Source organism: Colwellia sp. BRX8-4 (assembly GCF_014077345.1).
Classification (GTDB): Bacteria; Pseudomonadota; Gammaproteobacteria; order Enterobacterales; family Alteromonadaceae; genus Colwellia_A.
Window position 1 is genome coordinate 135,182 of record NZ_JACGVS010000002.1, and the last position, 16,276, is coordinate 151,457.

18 protein-coding genes are annotated in these 16,276 nt (G+C 38.3%); 15 read left to right on the forward strand and 3 right to left on the reverse strand.

Going from position 1 to position 16,276, the window contains the following annotated elements:
- Positions 1 to 20: 20 nt before the first annotated feature.
- Positions 21 to 512 (reverse strand): peptidylprolyl isomerase, encoded by a 492-nt coding sequence (locus H4J56_RS02420; RefSeq protein WP_070374747.1) that lies wholly within the window; start codon positions 510 to 512, stop codon positions 21 to 23.
- A gap of 36 nt (positions 513 to 548) precedes the next feature.
- Positions 549 to 1,535 carry a tRNA-modifying protein YgfZ gene (gene ygfZ, locus H4J56_RS02425; protein WP_182250719.1) on the reverse strand — a complete coding sequence of 329 codons (987 nt, stop codon included), beginning with the start codon at positions 1,533 to 1,535 and terminating at the stop codon, positions 549 to 551.
- Between the two features lie 171 nt (positions 1,536 to 1,706).
- Here ygfZ and H4J56_RS02430 point away from each other — a divergent pair, with 171 nt between their 5' ends.
- Positions 1,707 to 1,958, forward strand: coding sequence for a succinate dehydrogenase assembly factor 2 (locus H4J56_RS02430; RefSeq protein WP_070374745.1), 252 nt, complete (start codon positions 1,707 to 1,709; stop codon positions 1,956 to 1,958).
- Positions 1,959 to 2,001: 43 nt separating this feature from the next.
- Positions 2,002 to 2,292: a hypothetical protein gene (locus H4J56_RS02435; RefSeq protein ID WP_182258812.1), complete on the forward strand. Its 291-nt coding sequence runs from the start codon at positions 2,002 to 2,004 to the stop codon at positions 2,290 to 2,292.
- Positions 2,293 to 2,331: 39 nt separating this feature from the next.
- Here H4J56_RS02435 and nadB read toward each other — a convergent pair whose 3' ends face one another.
- Positions 2,332 to 3,930, reverse strand: coding sequence for an L-aspartate oxidase (gene nadB / locus H4J56_RS02440; RefSeq protein WP_182213364.1), 1,599 nt, complete (start codon positions 3,928 to 3,930; stop codon positions 2,332 to 2,334).
- Positions 3,931 to 4,167: 237 nt separating this feature from the next.
- Between nadB and rpoE the strand changes: the two genes are divergently transcribed.
- From rpoE to acs, 13 genes are all read left to right on the forward strand, one after another.
- On the forward strand, positions 4,168 to 4,746 hold the full coding sequence (rpoE, locus tag H4J56_RS02445) for an RNA polymerase sigma factor RpoE (RefSeq protein WP_146797811.1): 579 nt from the start codon (positions 4,168 to 4,170) through the stop codon (positions 4,744 to 4,746).
- Positions 4,747 to 4,828: 82 nt separating this feature from the next.
- Positions 4,829 to 5,449, forward strand: coding sequence for a sigma-E factor negative regulatory protein (locus H4J56_RS02450; protein WP_182213368.1), 621 nt, complete (start codon positions 4,829 to 4,831; stop codon positions 5,447 to 5,449).
- Positions 5,449 to 6,411, forward strand: coding sequence for a MucB/RseB C-terminal domain-containing protein (locus H4J56_RS02455; protein ID WP_182213370.1), 963 nt, complete (start codon positions 5,449 to 5,451; stop codon positions 6,409 to 6,411). Before H4J56_RS02450 ends, H4J56_RS02455 begins: the two co-directional genes overlap by 1 nt.
- A complete protein-coding gene (locus tag H4J56_RS02460) occupies positions 6,408 to 6,917 on the forward strand; it encodes a SoxR reducing system RseC family protein (protein WP_182258813.1) in 510 nt (169 codons plus the stop codon). The genes H4J56_RS02455 and H4J56_RS02460 overlap by 4 nt, the downstream gene beginning before the upstream one ends.
- A gap of 257 nt (positions 6,918 to 7,174) precedes the next feature.
- Positions 7,175 to 8,965 carry a translation elongation factor 4 gene (gene lepA, locus H4J56_RS02465; protein WP_182213373.1) on the forward strand — a complete coding sequence of 597 codons (1,791 nt, stop codon included), beginning with the start codon at positions 7,175 to 7,177 and terminating at the stop codon, positions 8,963 to 8,965.
- A gap of 10 nt (positions 8,966 to 8,975) precedes the next feature.
- The gene (gene lepB, locus H4J56_RS02470) at positions 8,976 to 9,896 is read left to right on the forward strand and encodes a signal peptidase I (protein ID WP_182213375.1); all 921 of its coding nucleotides are present in this window, start codon (positions 8,976 to 8,978) and stop codon (positions 9,894 to 9,896) included.
- A gap of 2 nt (positions 9,897 to 9,898) precedes the next feature.
- The gene (gene rnc, locus H4J56_RS02475; protein ID WP_182213377.1) at positions 9,899 to 10,588 is read left to right on the forward strand and encodes a ribonuclease III; all 690 of its coding nucleotides are present in this window, start codon (positions 9,899 to 9,901) and stop codon (positions 10,586 to 10,588) included.
- Between the two features lie 17 nt (positions 10,589 to 10,605).
- Positions 10,606 to 11,517, forward strand: coding sequence for a GTPase Era (gene era / locus H4J56_RS02480; RefSeq protein WP_070374735.1), 912 nt, complete (start codon positions 10,606 to 10,608; stop codon positions 11,515 to 11,517).
- Positions 11,518 to 11,546: 29 nt separating this feature from the next.
- A complete protein-coding gene (gene recO, locus H4J56_RS02485; RefSeq protein ID WP_182213379.1) occupies positions 11,547 to 12,233 on the forward strand; it encodes a DNA repair protein RecO in 687 nt (228 codons plus the stop codon).
- A 17-nt stretch (positions 12,234 to 12,250) separates the two neighbouring features.
- Positions 12,251 to 12,982: a pyridoxine 5'-phosphate synthase gene (gene pdxJ / locus H4J56_RS02490; RefSeq protein WP_182213381.1), complete on the forward strand. Its 732-nt coding sequence runs from the start codon at positions 12,251 to 12,253 to the stop codon at positions 12,980 to 12,982.
- 124 nt (positions 12,983 to 13,106) lie between these two features.
- Positions 13,107 to 13,487, forward strand: coding sequence for a holo-ACP synthase (gene acpS, locus H4J56_RS02495; protein WP_070374732.1), 381 nt, complete (start codon positions 13,107 to 13,109; stop codon positions 13,485 to 13,487).
- 120 nt (positions 13,488 to 13,607) lie between these two features.
- The gene (locus tag H4J56_RS02500; protein WP_182213382.1) at positions 13,608 to 13,853 is read left to right on the forward strand and encodes a hypothetical protein; all 246 of its coding nucleotides are present in this window, start codon (positions 13,608 to 13,610) and stop codon (positions 13,851 to 13,853) included.
- A 314-nt stretch (positions 13,854 to 14,167) separates the two neighbouring features.
- The gene (acs, locus tag H4J56_RS02505; RefSeq protein ID WP_182213384.1) at positions 14,168 to 16,114 is read left to right on the forward strand and encodes an acetate--CoA ligase; all 1,947 of its coding nucleotides are present in this window, start codon (positions 14,168 to 14,170) and stop codon (positions 16,112 to 16,114) included.
- Positions 16,115 to 16,276 lie beyond the last annotated feature (162 nt).

Sequence of the window (16,276 nt, forward strand, 5' to 3'; positions counted from 1 at the left end):
AAACTCAGTATATATGAGGATTAGTCGTGGTTGTGGCCACAACCCCCTTCACCATGGACATGTCCATGTTTCAATTCATCTTCTGTGGCATCACGGACTTCTAAAATTTCTACATCAAACTTTAAATCAATGCCTGCCAAAGGGTGATTTCCGTCAACGGTTATTTCATCATCGGTGACATCTATAACAATAACTGTTTGCTCACCATCATCAGTCGTTGCACGTAATTGTGAACCAACCGCAAGATCTTCAACACTTTCGAACATACTTTTTGGTACGGTTTGTACAAACTCATCGTGGCGATCGCCATAAGCATTTTCAGCGCTAACTGCGACTTCGAATTTATCATCAACAACATGATCTGTTAAAGCATCTTCTAAGCCCGGAATGAGATAACCTGTACCGTGAATGATAGATAAAGGGCTGTGATCATAAGAGCTGTCGATGAGTGTATCTTCGCTGTCGGATACGGCATAGTGTAAAACGACAACTTTGTTTTCTGAAATTTTCATGATATGTCCTAAATTTTAAATAAATGTAACTCGCGACTATTCCGCTAAGTTATAAGGCAATTCTACTAAGCTTAATGCTGAGTTTTCGTGGTTTTTAATCCGTAAGTTTGTGGTGCTATCGATATCACTGGCTAAAACAGCCTGTAGATAATAAATGCCATCATCACTAATGTAGCTCGCTAAGATGTCACCAGCTTTACGCCAGTTTGCACCTAACTGTTGCTCAATAATATCACCTGCTTGCAAGGTTATTAACTCATTATTTGCTGATTTACTCTTTAACGAAAATAAAGCGCGTTTGTTTTTTCCTAAATACTGCATTCGAGCAACAGTCTCTTGTCCTAAGTAACAGCCTTTAGTAAAGCTTATGCCGTGAATTGCTTGTAAATTCAACATTTGTGGCACATAAGAAGCAACTGTTTCTGGTGCTAGTAAAGGAAAACCTTCATTAATTTCGATTAAATTCCACAGCGCTTGAGAATAAGTGACTAAGGCAAAGTCATTAATAATTTTTTCAGCAGTCTTCGCCTCATCAATTATAAGATAACGTTTTAATTTTCCTGCGAGGTAGACAATAGTGGTACTACCGACTTGTAAAACCGGTGTTAAACTATTAGGTAATTCAACAAACTGTTGATGGAGTATTTCTGTTGCCTTTTTTCCTGCAACCGCATAAAAAGCTAAATCTGTGGCTTGTTCAATGGTTACTTTGGCAAATACGCCAAATTTTTTCAGTTCGGCTAATGATTGGCTAATACTGGTTTTAGGTTGTAAAAGTAAATGAATATTTAGACGATTTATCAATCTAAATACTGAAAAAACTTTACCTTTAGCGTCGCAATGACCACCCAATAATAAATTATTATCTGTCAGTGTATTTACATCACAAGTCACTTGTCCTTGTAGGTATTTACTTTGTTCTGCTCCATGTACAGCAATTGCACCATATTCAGCTAAACTAATGATACAAGCATCAGGAAGGTTATCGTAACTAGGTAAGGTATTTTCAACAGAGATTGTCATAATTAAATTAGCATTTTTGTTTTATTGATAGCTTAAATAATGAGGACTTTCTTGTGAAATTCAAGGTGTATATGATATTCGTTAGTTTATTTTTCTAGATCTGATAAACAATATTGTAATGGCAAATGACTTTGTTAGAATAAGCCTAAATTTTATTTTACTGGGTGTTACATGTCTTTAACTGATAATAAACCGCGTTTAAGATGGGCTTGCCGTCGTGGAATGCTCGAATTAGATATACTTTTTATGCCTTTCGTTGAAGAGGCTTATGATTTGCTCTCAGAAAAAGAGAAGCTAGTTTTTGAACGTTTACTGGAAGAGCAAGATCCGGAATTATTTGCTTGGTTTATGGGGCATCAAGTTTGTGAAGACAAAGAACTCAACGCCATGGTGCAACTTATCCTTAAACGAGTTAAAGTTTAATATAGTTGTTGAGCATACGCATAATAAATTTAATTTTATGCGAATGTTCTATACTGAACCTAACAGTTTTACTCTTGATATAATGGGTGAATGCCAGTTTTCGGCTAAAGGTAAAAGACAGTTAAGCGCGTCTAGTCGTATTGGTTTTTGGGGGTGTTGGTTGGTCTTTGAAGATAATTTACCAGCACAAGTTATCTGGCTGAAAAATCATTTTTTAAAAAACTGTCTCGCGCAACTGAATTTACCCAGCTACTTTATTTTCAAAACGAGTTTGTCTGCTAAACATTATTCAAGGTTATGCCGTGTTATCGTCAAGTTAAATAACCCAACTTAGGGTGATTAAACCTTTGATAACTCAGCATAACACTTAATATTAAGGACGTAGAATAGTTGGGGTTGCTACCTGACTTAATTCAGGATAATCAAGCGTGTAGTGCAAACCACGGCTTTCTTTACGTTCCATCGCACATCTAATAATTAATTCAGCTACTTGTACTAAGTTTCTTAATTCTAATAAATTATTACTGACTCGAAAATTTTGATAGTAATCTTCTATTTCTCTTTGCAATAACTCAACACGGTGCAGCGCTCTTTCTAAACGTTTTGTTGTTCTGACAATACCGACATAGTCCCACATAAATAATCGCAGCTCATGCCAGTTATGTTGTATAACAACTTCTTCATCAGAATTTGTCACGCGACTTTCATCCCAAGCGGGTAACGCAACAATACTCTGTTGACGGTCAATTTTTTGTTCTATGTCTAATGCCGCCGCGCGAGCAAACACTAGGCATTCTAATAACGAATTACTCGCCATACGATTAGCGCCATGTAAACCGGTATAAGCGACTTCGCCAATAGCATACAAGCTCTCGATATCTGTTTTACCTTGCTTATTAATCATTACACCACCACAAGTGTAATGGGCAGCAGGTACAACGGGCATAGGTTGTTTGGTAATATCGATGCCTAAAGATTGAGTTTTTTCATAGATATTAGGGAAGTGTTGCTTAATAAAATCAGCAGGTTTGTGGCTGATATCTAAATACATACAATCAGCGCCGAGGCGTTTCATTTCAAAATCAATAGCGCGGGCAACAATATCTCGAGGTGCAAGTTCGGCGCGTTCATCGAAGCTTGGCATAAATCGACTGCCGTCAGGGCGACGTAAAATAGCCCCTTCGCCGCGTAATGCTTCCGTTAACAAAAAATTTCCTGCATCAGGATGGAATAAACATGTCGGGTGAAATTGGTTAAACTCCATATTAGCGACACGGCATCCTGCTCGCCACGCCATTGCTATACCATCACCGCTGGCAACATCAGGATTTGAAGTATATTGGTAGACCTTACTTGCACCACCCGTCGCTAAAATGGTTTTACGGGCAAATATACGTTCAACGCATTCGCTATTTCGGTTCCAAATGTAGGCACCAATGCAGCGCTTTTGCTGGTTATTGGTATCGTTTGGTTGTTCACAGACTAAATCAACAGCATTGTAGCGTTCAAAGATTCGAATACGGGGATGATTTTTAACTTGGTCGACTAACGTGGTTTGAATGGCTTGACCTGTGGCGTCAGCAGAATGAAGAATTCTGCGATGGCTATGACCCCCTTCACGGGTTAGATGGTAACGTAACTCACCTTTTTCATCTTCTTCTTGATCAAAGTCAACACCTTGGCCAATTAGCCATTCCAAACATGCTCGCGCATTTTCAGCGGTAAATTGCACTATTTCTTGGTCACACAAGCCTGCACCAGCAATTAAAGTGTCATTTACATGAGCAGCAACACTGTCATTCTCATCAAAAACAGCAGCGACACCCCCTTGGGCGTAAAAGGTTGAACCTTCATTAACCAAGGATTTGCTGAGTACAACGATATCGGCATTATTTGCTAAATGTAAAGCAAGCGTTAAACCCGCGGCACCGCTACCAATAATTAATACGTCACAGTTGTGTTGTTTGTTCATAAAGTTATGATTTTAATGTATTCTACATATAGCAGGAATCTTAACGGTTATTCACCTGTGGTAACAGATAAAATGGGCTGTATTTAGAAATAAACACGAAATTTGGATAGTTTTATGATTTATTTTAATTTTTTTCGAACTTTTTCAAACTAGTGTAGTCCTACTTGATGTGTTTACCATGAGCCAAATGTTGAACCGGATTTTAGAAGTAAGTAATAATTAGGAGTATTGGCTCAGATGAGCGAAATAAACGTTGACCAAAAATTGGTTGAACGAGTACAACGCGGAGATAAAAATGCTTTTAACCTTCTGGTGACAAAGTATCAGCATAAAGTAGCAAATTTAGTGTCGCGTTATGTAAAAAATCACAGTGATGTACCCGATATAGTTCAAGAAGCATTTATTAAGGCATACAGAGCTTTACCTAATTTTAGAGGGGATAGTGCTTTTTATACTTGGCTTTATCGTATAGCCGTTAATTGCGCAAAGAACCATATGGTGGCGAGTAATCGAAAACCACCGGGCTCTGATATAGAAGTAGAAGATGCTGAAATTTATGATTCAGGTGAAGCTTTGCGAGAAAATGCTTCTCCTGAAAAGTTATTATTAACCAATGAAATCAAAAAAGTTATTTTTGATACCATTGAACAACTACCCAATGATTTGCGAACGGCAATTAACCTTCGAGAGTTAGAAGGGTTAAGTTACGAAGAAATAGCACATATTATGGATTGTCCTGTTGGGACTGTCCGTTCGAGAATATTTAGAGCTCGAGACGCGGTAGATAAAAAAATTAGGCCATTATTACAAAGCTAGCTATTAAGAGTAGATTTTTGGTATAGAAGATAAAATTAATTTAATTCACACGAATGTAAGTGTTAATTTTTAAGGTGTATATATGAGTGAAGGTAAGTTTGAAACAGTGTCATCTTGTGTTGATAATTTTCAACATAATGATAAAACGTTTGATGATATTATCAACGATGAACATTTGTCGACTACTTGGGATCGTTATCATTTAATTGGAGATGTTTTACGTAATGACACTCCTGATGTTTTACAACTTGATTTATCTGCTGAAATAGCAAAAGCGATTGCCGCTGAGCCGACCGTTTTGGCACCGAAAACGACTAATGTTTTCATGCTTAAGTTAAAAAATAAAGTGGTCGAGTTTGCTAAACCCTTTGGCCAATTAGCGATTGCTGCTTCAGCCGCAGGTTTAATGGTTTTAGGTGTACAAAGTAATGTTGCACAAAATAATGAAACTATTTTACCTAGCCAAATAGTAAAAACTATTCCTATGGCAGGTTTCGCTGAACCGGTAAGCTTGAACTTTCAAGAACCAGACAGAGCTTCACAAAAGCAAGCTTTTATTGATCAACAACGTCGTTTTCATGCTTTGCTGTCTGATCACCAACAACAAATTAAATTAGGTTCACTGACAGTTGATACCACAAATACAGACAATGAAAGTGAAACAACTAGCATTGACAACAAAAAGGCAAATAAAAGTAATTAATGAAATTCTTAAGTTATGTTTTACTGCTGTTAAGCATCAGCTTTTCCGCGGTTGGTGAAGAAAGTGAGTCGGCAAAAGTTTGGCTCGAACGTTTATCTAGCGCATTAAATAAACTTAATTTTAGTACGTCTTTTGTTGTTGTAAAAAATAATCAAGCTCAGCCATATCACTGGTTTCATGGTGTCGATGAAAGTGGTAAAGAACTTGAGATACTTTCTTTACTCAATGGACCGCGTCGCGATATTTTACGCAAAGGCAACGTAGTTAGCTATATCGAACCTGAACTGCCTCCTTATTCAGTAACTTCTCAACAAATTAGTGGTCCTATTCCTGCTATTTTAGCGGGAGATATTTCTCGCTTAGAAAATATTTATGATTTTATTTCTGTTGGCCGAAGTCGTGTATTAGGCCGACCTGCACAATTGATCAGAATAGAAGCAAAAAATACCCACCGTTATGCCTATTGGCTTTGGTTAGACCAACAATCAAGTATGCTATTAAAGTTGTCTATTGTGACGAAACAAGGCCAACAATTAGAGCAGATTCAGTTTACGCATCTTGAAATTACAGAAAAACCTTCAGAAAGTGTCTTACAGTTAAATGAGACTGAACTTCCTGTGCTAGTTGATATTCCTGAAGAATACCAACAGCAAGAACTGCAATGGGATGTTAACTGGTTGCCAGAGGGCTTTACGCAAATTAACGCTAATCGACATAAAATATCACTAACAAAACAACCAGTTGAATTTATGCTGTTGAGTGATGGCTTAGTAGATATTTCAATTTATGTTAATGGTAGTCAAGAAAAACAACGCAATGCGGACTTTGTTATGGATGGAGCTACTTTGGTGTTAAACCAAGTGAGTGATGGTATTGAAGTGAGCATTGTCGGAAAAATACCGTTTAAAACAGCGAAAGCTATTGCCGACGCTATCACGATAAAGCCACCTCAAAAACCATGATTGAAGAAAACGCTACTGTTGTTGCCATAGAATTAACGGCGGATAAAAATGCCGGTCTAACCGCTATGCATAAAGTGACCGTGGAAAGCCAAATCAAATCAAGCTGCAGTGGCTGTAAACAGGTTGATAACTGTGGTAGTGGTCAAGTGGCTAAAGCTTTTCCACAAGCCAAACTTAGCTTAGAATTAGAAACTGAATTAGCGGTAAAAGTTGGTGACACTGTGGTCTTGGGTTTATCAGATAAGCATTTACTATTAACCGCTTGGCAAGTTTATCTATGGCCATTGTTGGGGCTAGTCATCGCGTCAGCATTTGGCCAATGGTTGGTTGAAAATAGCATATTTAGCCACGAGTTATTTGCGATAGCGTTAGGTGTATTGGGCGGATACATAGGTTTTTCGCTCGCGAGACACCAACAAAAACGTGGTAAATATTGTAATTTGTTAATCCCCAAAATTCTCCGTATACATAACTCGATGATTAATATTGTCGAAATTACTGATTAAAATTTTTGCGACTGATTCTGTGTCCAGTACAAGTCTTTAAAGTAGACGCTTCTGCGTAATAGATATTAGCCATTAAAGAACTATTATTTGCTACTAATGCCTAGTAATTTACCTATTTTAGACTTGCTTAAACCTCTATCTCGAAGTAGAACGGCTATATACACAAGTTAACACAACATAAAGATAGCCCCAGCGCGCTAAATTCGCTAAAATCTCACCCTATTGAATTAACCACAGCATTATTTGAACTTCCATTTATGAAAAATATACGTAACTTTTCAATTATCGCCCATATCGATCATGGTAAATCTACACTTTCTGATCGCTTGATCCAACATTGTGGTGGCTTACAAGAACGTGAAATGGAAGCACAAGTCCTAGATTCTATGGACATTGAGCGCGAGCGCGGCATCACGATCAAAGCGCAAAGTGTTACGCTTGATTACCTAGCCAAAGATGGTGAGACGTATCAGCTTAACTTTATCGATACGCCAGGTCATGTTGATTTTTCTTATGAAGTTTCGCGTTCACTTGCTTCTTGTGAAGGTGCCTTGCTTGTTGTGGATGCCGGACAAGGGGTTGAAGCACAAACCGTTGCCAACTGTTATACCGCCCTTGAAATGGATCTAGAAGTTATCCCAATTTTAAATAAAATTGATTTACCTCAAGCGGATCCAGATCGCGTCAGCGAAGAAATTGAAGATATCATTGGTATTGATGCGACAGGCGCAGTGCAGTGTTCTGCAAAAACTGGCTTAGGTATCGAAGATGTTTTAGAAACTATCGTTGCCAATATCCCGGCACCAACTGGCGATCCTACGGGTAACTTACAAGCCTTGATCATTGATTCTTGGTTTGATAATTACCAAGGCGTTGTTTCATTAGTGCGTGTGATGAATGGCGAAGTGAAAAAAGGCGATAAAATGGTGGTCATGTCGACAGGACAAGTTCACCAAATTGATAAAGTCGGAATATTCACACCAAAACAAAAAGAAACGGGTATTTTAAGAACCGGTGAAGTTGGTTTTATTATTGCTGGTATTAAAGAAATACATGGCGCGCCAGTGGGCGACACTATTACCATTCATAAAAAAGAAGCTGCAAAAGCGCTTGCCGGTTTCAAAAAAGTTCAACCGCAAGTTTATGCTGGGATTTTCCCAATAAGTTCTGATGACTACGAAAATTTCCGTGATGCGTTGAACAAATTAAGCTTAAACGATGCTTCTTTGTTTTTTGAGCCAGAAAACTCATCTGCGCTTGGCTTTGGCTTTCGTATTGGTTTCCTTGGTATGTTGCATATGGAGATTGTTCAAGAGCGTTTAGCACGTGAATATGACCTTGACCTTATTACAACAGCTCCTACGGTTAACTATGAAATTGCTTGTACCAACGGTGACGTTATATCTATTGATAACCCTGGCGATTTACCGGCTATCAACAGTATTGACGAAATTCGTGAACCTATCGTTGAAGCCAATATCTTAGTACCCCAAGAACACTTAGGTAATGTTATTACTTTATGTATTGAAAAACGTGGTGTGCAAAAAGATATTATTTATCACGGAAAACAAGTAGCGGTAAGATATGAGCTACCTATGGCTGAAGTGGTCATGGACTTTTTTGATAAGTTAAAGTCAACGAGTCGTGGTTATGCTTCACTAGATTATAACTTTATCCGCTTCGAAGCTGCCGACATGGTGCGCGTTGATGTGATGATTAATGGCGATCGCGTTGATGCTTTAGCAATGATCACCCACAGAGGTAACTCGGTTGCACGTGGCCGTATGCTCGTCGATAAATTAAAAGAACTTATTCATCGTCAAATGTTTGATATTGCGATTCAAGCGGCGATTGGTAATAACGTTATTGCCCGTACTACCGTTAAACAACTACGAAAAAATGTTACGGCAAAATGTTATGGTGGTGATATTTCTCGTAAGAAAAAACTACTGCAAAAACAAAAAGATGGTAAAAAACGTATGAAGCAAGTTGGTAACGTTGAAGTACCGCAAGAAGCGTTTTTAGCTGTACTTAAATTAGAAAGTTAGTAGGGAAGTTATGGCTGTTTATTTTTCAATATTTCTCGTTATTATTACTAGTATCACTGGCATTGTTTGGTTAGCTGATAAGTTTTATTTAGCGCCGCAACGTAAATTAAAATTAGCTGACGCTCAAGCCCAATGTCAAGAAGTATTGCCAGCTGAGGTTATCGCTAAATTAGCAGAGCCTTCAGCAATTGTTGATACGTCGGTACAAATATTTCCGGTTATCGCTTTTGTTTTGATTTTACGTTCTTTTTTATGGGAACCGTTTCAAATACCTTCGGGCTCTATGATGCCGACATTACTTGATGGAGATTTTATTTTAGTCAATAAATTTGTTTATGGATTACGCGATCCAGTTGCACGTAATAAATTTATTGAGATCGGGCTACCAGAACGTGGCGATGTGGTGGTATTTAAATATCCACAAGACCCAAAGATTGATTATATTAAGCGTGTTATTGGTTTGCCTGGCGATAGAATTATTTATCGTAACAAATCCATATATATCAAGCCTGCTTGTCAAGAAAGTGACGTTAAATGTCCAGACTTTGAGCAAGTAATCAACACCTTTAAAAAAGAAGATGAGTCACCTGACGGTTCATATGGCCTGAGTCGTTACACAGCTGATATGCCAAACAAGACACATGATATTTTAATGGATAATCAAATACTGCCACGCACGCAGCATTTTTATCAACAGAAAAATACCCAACGCGATGAGTTCTTTGTACCTGAAGGTCATTATTATGTGATGGGTGATAACCGTGACAATAGTCTTGATGGACGCTTTTGGGGATTCGTACCCGAAGAAAATCTTGTTGGCGAAGCCGTAGCAATTTGGATGAGTTTTGATTTTGATCGTGACGAAGATAGTTTTTTACCAAAGTGGATACCGACTAATGTCAGGTTTTCACGTTTGGGTGGAATAAACTAATCGTGAAAAGCTCAGCAGTCGCACTAACTAGACTCAGTAAAAAGTTAGGATACACCTTTAATGATAATGACTTATTGCTTCAAGCATTAACACACCGAAGTGCTAAAGGAACTCATAACGAACGTTTAGAGTTTCTTGGCGACTCCATTCTTGGTTTTGTCATTGCTGAAGTACTTTATCAGCAATTTCCTTCTCATGACGAAGGAGATTTAACACGCATGCGTTCGAGCCTTGTGCGAGGTGTTACCTTAGCTGAAATTGGCCGAGGCTTTAATTTAGGCGATTACTTAATTTTAGGCCCAGGTGAATTAAAAAGTGGGGGACATCGTCGAGATTCAATTTTAGAAGATGCCGTTGAAGCGATTATCGGTGCTGTTTATTTAGATTCAGATAACGACACGACTAAAGCATTAGTGCTTAGCTGGTTTGCTGAACGACTAGACATTATTAAACCCGGTAACGAACAAAAAGATCCTAAAACACGTTTACAAGAATATTTACAAGCACGTAAAATTGCTTTACCACTTTATGAAGTCATTCACACCAGTGGTCAGTCTCATAATCAACAGTTTACTGTGCGATGTACAACCAAGGTGATAAACACCGAAGTGGTCACTAAAGGCACTAGCCGTCGTAAAGCCGAACAAGCCGCAGCGCAACAAGTACTCGCGCTCATTTTTGATAAAAAATAACTCAGCGAAATATTATCATGACAAGTGAAAATAAACATTGTGGCTTAATTGCTATTGTCGGTCGTCCTAATGTTGGTAAATCAACATTGCTTAACAGCTTGTTAGGTCAAAAAATTAGTATCACCTCACGCAAGCCACAAACGACACGCCATCGTATTTTAGGAATTTTAACAGAAGAAAATAAACAAGCGGTATTAGTTGATACTCCTGGTTTGCATTCTGATGAGAAACGCGCGATTAATCGCTTAATGAATCGTGCTGCAAGTAGTTCAATAGCAGAAGTTGAATTAGTGGTTTTCTTGGTTGAAGGAACACATTGGACAACTGATGATGAACTTGTGCTTAGCAAGATAAAAAAATCTGGCGCACGTTGTATCTTAGTGATTAATAAAATCGATAATGTCCAAGATAAGGAATCATTATTACCTCACTTGCAGAAATTAGGCGAGAAGCACAACTTTAGTGATATCGTACCTATCTCTGCAGCGAAAGGCGATAACGTTGATACCATTCGTCAACTTTGTCTTAGTTCACTGCCTGAAGGTGATTTCTGGTTCCCAGATGATTATGTTACTGACCGTTCAAGTCGTTTTATGGCTTCTGAAATTATTCGTGAAAAACTTATTCGTTTCACCGGTGATGAATTGCCTTATTCAACAACGGTTGAAGTTGAACAATTTAAAATGGACGAAAAGGGTATCATCCATATTAATGCGCTAATTTTAGTTGAACGAAAAAGTCAAAAGCGTATGGTTATAGGTAATGGTGGAGAGCGACTTAAAACAATTGGTCAAGAAGCTCGTCGTGATATGGAAGCGCTTTTTGAACAGAAAGTGTTTCTTGAAACTTGGGTGAAAGTGAAATCTGGCTGGGCTGATGATGAACGTGCACTGCGTAGTTTAGGCTATGGGGATGAATATTCAGGTTAGACTTCGAACCGTCTACTGGACTAAAAATAATGGAAGAATTTGAGCAAAGTGCTTTTTTATTGCATTCACGACCCTATCGTGAAAATCAAATATTGCTTGAATTCTTAACCGCTCAACAAGGAAAAGTGTCTGCTATTTCTTATTTAGGTAAGTCCTTAAAATCTAATAAAAAAGCTTTATTACAACCTTTCTCTCCACTAAAAATTGTTTTGAAAGGTCAAGGCAGCCTCAAGTATTTACAACGTGTCGAACCCGAAAGAAAATCCTACCAGCTCAGTGGTAATTACCTCTACAGTGGCTTTTACCTTAATGAGTTACAAGTGCGTCTACTGGGTGAACATATCCCTTATGACGAACTTTTTTGTCAATATCAACAAAGCATTGAACAATTATCGGAACAACGTTCAATTGAATTTATATTGAGAAATTTTGAAAATAGATTACTAGAAGAATTAGGGTTAACTATTGATTATTCGCCGATATTTTCAGAAAATAATAATCGTTATCATTATTTCCCTGAACAAGGTTTTGTCCCGATAATAAGCAAGCAGGTACAGACTGGTTATAATGCTGAGCATTTAAAAGCGATAGCCGAAGAAGATTTATCATCTAAAGACGTAATGCAAACGTATAAAGTGCTGATGCGGCAAATTATTAATCATTTACTTGATGGTAAACCACTAAATAGCCGGAAATTATTTACAAAAAATTCATAAATTTAAGAGATATAAAAATGAGCGAACTATTATTAGGCGTTAATGTTGACCATATTGCTACCTTACGAGAAGCAAGGGGCACAAATTATCCTGATCCAGTCTATGCTGCATCAGTAGCAGAGCACGCTGGAGCCGATGGCATTACCGTCCATTTACGTGAAGACCGCCGTCATATTCAAGACCGTGATATCTATGTACTAAAGCAAACATTGCATACCCGAATGAATTTTGAAATGGCGGTTACTGATGAAATGTTGGCCATAGCCTGTGAGGTTAAACCGGTATTTTGTTGTCTAGTCCCTGAAAAACGTGAAGAATTGACGACTGAAGGCGGCTTAGACGTTGTTGGTAATTTTGATAAAATTAGCCGTGCAGTTTCACAACTAACTGCAGCAGGTATAGAAACAAGTTTATTTATTGATGCTGATAAAAGCCAAATTGATGCTGCTATTGCAAGTAAAGCTCCTTATATTGAAATTCATACCGGCCATTACGCTGATGCAAAAAATGAACAAGATCAAAAAATTGAATTGATCCGTTTAATTGAAGGCATTAAATATGCGCATGCCAATGGTTTGAAAGTTAATGCTGGGCACGGCTTAAATTACTTTAATGTTAAACCTATTGCGGCAATTGAAGAGATAATCGAACTCAACATTGGTCATGCTATTATTGCTCGAGCGGTGATTGACGGATTAGACAAGGCTATTCGCGATATGAAACAGCTAATGAGAGAAGCGCGTAGTTAACTTTTAGAGCACAGCGCTTAGACCCTACCCGGCAGAGCTAATAAAGTTCTGCCTTATTTAACGAAGTGAAGCTAAATTAAATGTTAAGACAACATTTATCTAGCGCTTAAAAAAGTGATTCATTATGTCTGTAGTTGGCATCGGTACTGATATTATTGAAATAAGCCGTATAGAAAAAATGGCGATTAAGGTGCGAGACCGATTAGCGCTTCGTGTGTTAACGCCAATAGAATATGAAAAATACCAATCGTTAAAAACCCCTGCATTATATTTAGCCAAGCGCTGGGCAGGAAAAGAAGCCGCATCTAAAGCGCTTGGTACCGGCATAGCCAACGGGGTTTCATTTCAAAATTTTGAAATAAAATCATTAGCTTCTGGTCAGCCACAACTACTACTAAGTGGTCGTGCAGCAGAGCTAGCAACTGAATTAGGGGCTGAAAACTGGCACATTTCGCTCTCTGACGAAGCATTATATGCTACCGCGTTCGTAGTACTTTCTCGCTAGTTAACGCAATAATAAAATCTTTGTTGGTAAAATCTGTTCTATACTTACGTTAGGCACCGCTGTTTATCTGGGCTATATTGATACAATGACGTTAGTATTTATTTAACGGGTGGGTAAGTTATGCAACAACAAAAGCAACCTTTCAATGAGAGAAGGCACGAATCTCCTGAGCATTCAGTTTGGTGGGAGAAGCTGACACTCGCTCAAAAATTTTCAGCAGGTAGTCTTGGTAAGTTTGGCTATGAATTGCTTTTTATACGTAATAATAATGGACGTAGCATTGCTGTATTATCAAATAATAGTGGTACTGTTATCATTACCGAAGATGGTGAAATTGACGGTTCACCCGATATCACTATTCGTTAACGTATCTATTTAAAGGCTCCTTAGTCCGCCAATAGCAATTTATTTTGCTTTTTTTTAACTTGAAAATGACAGCGTTGTCATTATTGGGTTTCAATGTTAATCTTATTAGTAGACAATTATCTTTTTTCATTTTAATGGAAATTTAATAAGGCGTATTCGACTTTAGTTGAGTAGTCGCACTAATTAACTTCCTATATGATGTTGTCACTGTTTTAAAAATAACCTCAAAATCTATTAGTGCTTAGATGAATATCAATAGCATTTAAGCAATAATCAACTTGATATAATATCAAGTCAGCAATGAAGGACTCAACATGAAAGAATTGAAAAGCTGTTATCCAGTTTTAGAACAAGCTAAAGCACACACTCATATTGATAGTGCAACATACGATGCGATGTACAAGCAATCGATTGAACAACCTGATGTATTTTGGGGTGAGCAAGCTGAAAAATTTCTTGATTGGTATAAACCTTGGGACAGTGTCAGTGATGTTGACTTGAAAACGGCTGATATTAAATGGTTTTCTGGTGGTAAATTAAATGTAAGTTATAACTGTATTGATCGTCACTTAGCTACTAAAGCCAATGATACAGCTATCATTTGGGAAGGCGATGATCCCAGCGACGACAAAAAAATTACTTATCAAGAATTACATGATCATGTTTGTCGTTTAGCGAACTTATTAAAAGCACGTGGTGTTAAAAAAGGTGATCGGGTTTGTATCTATATGCCGATGATCCCTGAAGTGGGTTATGCCATGTTAGCCTGTGCTCGGATTGGCGCGGTACATTCTGTTGTCTTTGGTGGTTTCTCAACTGAAGCTATACGCTCACGAGTTGCTGATGCTGATTGCCAAGTTGTTATCACTTCTGATGAAAGCTTACGTGGCGGTCGTGTTATTCCACTGAAAGTGAATGTTGATGAAGCTGTTGCCGAATGCCCCAATGTACATACGGTTATTGTTGTTGCTCGTACCGGTGGTGATGTCGCATGGAATGACAAAATAGACATCAGTTATGAAGAAGAAGTTGCCAAGCAATCAGCCGTTTGTGAACCAGAGGTCATGGATGCAGAAGATCCATTGTTCATTCTTTATACATCAGGTTCAACAGGCACACCAAAAGGTGTTTTACATACCTGTGGTGGTTATTCGCTCTATGCCGCGATGACTCATAAATATGTTTTTGACTATAAAGATGGCGAAATTTATTGGTGTACAGCAGATGCAGGTTGGATCACTGGTCACTCTTATATTTTCTATGGCCCGTTAGCTAACGGTGCAACTACACTAGTATTTGAAGGGGTACCTACTTACCCCGATGCTGGACGTTTCTGGCAAATATGTGAAAAACATAAAGTTAATATTTTTTATACTGCACCTACTGCGATAAGAGCCTTGATGAGTATTGGCGACGATTTAGTCCATCAATCAGATCTTTCATCGTTGCGTTTACTCGGTACGGTTGGCGAGCCTATTAATCCTGAAGCTTGGCATTGGTATTATGAAGTGGTTGGCAAGTCTAACTGTCCTATTGTTGATACTTGGTGGCAAACAGAAACTGGGGGTATTTTAATTACTTCATTACCCGGTGCTGTTGATATGAAACCAGGTGCAGCAGGTAAACCCTTTTTTGGTGTTCAGCCAGCATTGTTTGATAAAGAAGGTAATACACTTGCAGGTGCTGACCAAGGTTTGTTAATGATAACGGGTAGTTGGCCTGGGCAGTTACGCACAGTTTATGGCGATCATGATCGTTTTTATCAAACCTATTTAAGCCAATATCCTGGTAATTATTTTACTGGAGATGGTGCACGTCGTGATGAAGACGGATTTTATTGGATCACCGGGCGTGTTGATGATGTCCTTAATGTTTCGGGCCATCGTTTAGGTACTGCTGAAATCGAAAGTGCTTTAGTGCTTCATCCTGCTGTAGCTGAAGCTGCTGTTGTTGGTTATCCGCATGAAATTAAAGGCCAAGGTGTTTATGCTTATGTGACTTTAATGGCTAGTGCCAGTGAATCACCAGAGTTACTGAAAGAATTAACTGAGTTTGTTGCTAAAGAGTTAGGCCGTTTTGCAAAACCTGATTATATTCAGTATGCACCTGGCTTGCCAAAAACACGTTCTGGTAAAATAATGCGTCGCATCTTACGTAAAATTGCTGAAAACGATATTGATACCTTAGGGGATACATCGACCTTGGCAGATCCTAGCGTTGTAGAAAACTTAATAAGTAATCGAATTGTTCACGCTAGTTAGTCACTAACAAGCACTTAATTAAAAGCGCCTTAGGGCGCTTTTAATGTTTTTATTGGCGGGAAAGTGGCTTGAATACGTGCACTGATCTCGTCATTAGAACATGCTGCGAAAGGCCATGCTTGATTCACCCTTGGACGCTTCGCTCTGTATTCTAAATAGCCA

Bases quoted from the DNA above. Each gene is read 5' to 3' on its own strand.
- H4J56_RS02460 (WP_182258813.1), top strand. From the start codon at position 6,408: ATGATTGAAGAAAACGCTACTGTTGTTGCCATAGAATTAACGGCGGAT.
- lepA (WP_182213373.1), top strand. From the start codon at position 7,175: ATGAAAAATATACGTAACTTTTCAATTATCGCCCATATCGATCATGGT.
- rpoE (WP_146797811.1), top strand. From the start codon at position 4,168: ATGAGCGAAATAAACGTTGACCAAAAATTGGTTGAACGAGTACAACGC.
- ygfZ (WP_182250719.1), bottom strand. From the start codon at position 1,535: ATGACAATCTCTGTTGAAAATACCTTACCTAGTTACGATAACCTTCCT.
- H4J56_RS02420 (WP_070374747.1), bottom strand. From the start codon at position 512: ATGAAAATTTCAGAAAACAAAGTTGTCGTTTTACACTATGCCGTATCC.
- H4J56_RS02455 (WP_182213370.1), top strand. From the start codon at position 5,449: ATGAAATTCTTAAGTTATGTTTTACTGCTGTTAAGCATCAGCTTTTCC.
- recO (WP_182213379.1), top strand. From the start codon at position 11,547: ATGGAAGAATTTGAGCAAAGTGCTTTTTTATTGCATTCACGACCCTAT.
- H4J56_RS02430 (WP_070374745.1), top strand. From the start codon at position 1,707: ATGTCTTTAACTGATAATAAACCGCGTTTAAGATGGGCTTGCCGTCGT.
- nadB (WP_182213364.1), bottom strand. From the start codon at position 3,930: ATGAACAAACAACACAACTGTGACGTATTAATTATTGGTAGCGGTGCC.
- acs (WP_182213384.1), top strand. From the start codon at position 14,168: ATGAAAGAATTGAAAAGCTGTTATCCAGTTTTAGAACAAGCTAAAGCA.
- era (WP_070374735.1), top strand. From the start codon at position 10,606: ATGACAAGTGAAAATAAACATTGTGGCTTAATTGCTATTGTCGGTCGT.
- pdxJ (WP_182213381.1), top strand. From the start codon at position 12,251: ATGAGCGAACTATTATTAGGCGTTAATGTTGACCATATTGCTACCTTA.
- H4J56_RS02450 (WP_182213368.1), top strand. From the start codon at position 4,829: ATGAGTGAAGGTAAGTTTGAAACAGTGTCATCTTGTGTTGATAATTTT.
- H4J56_RS02500 (WP_182213382.1), top strand. From the start codon at position 13,608: ATGCAACAACAAAAGCAACCTTTCAATGAGAGAAGGCACGAATCTCCT.
- lepB (WP_182213375.1), top strand. From the start codon at position 8,976: ATGGCTGTTTATTTTTCAATATTTCTCGTTATTATTACTAGTATCACT.
- acpS (WP_070374732.1), top strand. From the start codon at position 13,107: ATGTCTGTAGTTGGCATCGGTACTGATATTATTGAAATAAGCCGTATA.
- H4J56_RS02435 (WP_182258812.1), top strand. From the start codon at position 2,002: ATGTTCTATACTGAACCTAACAGTTTTACTCTTGATATAATGGGTGAA.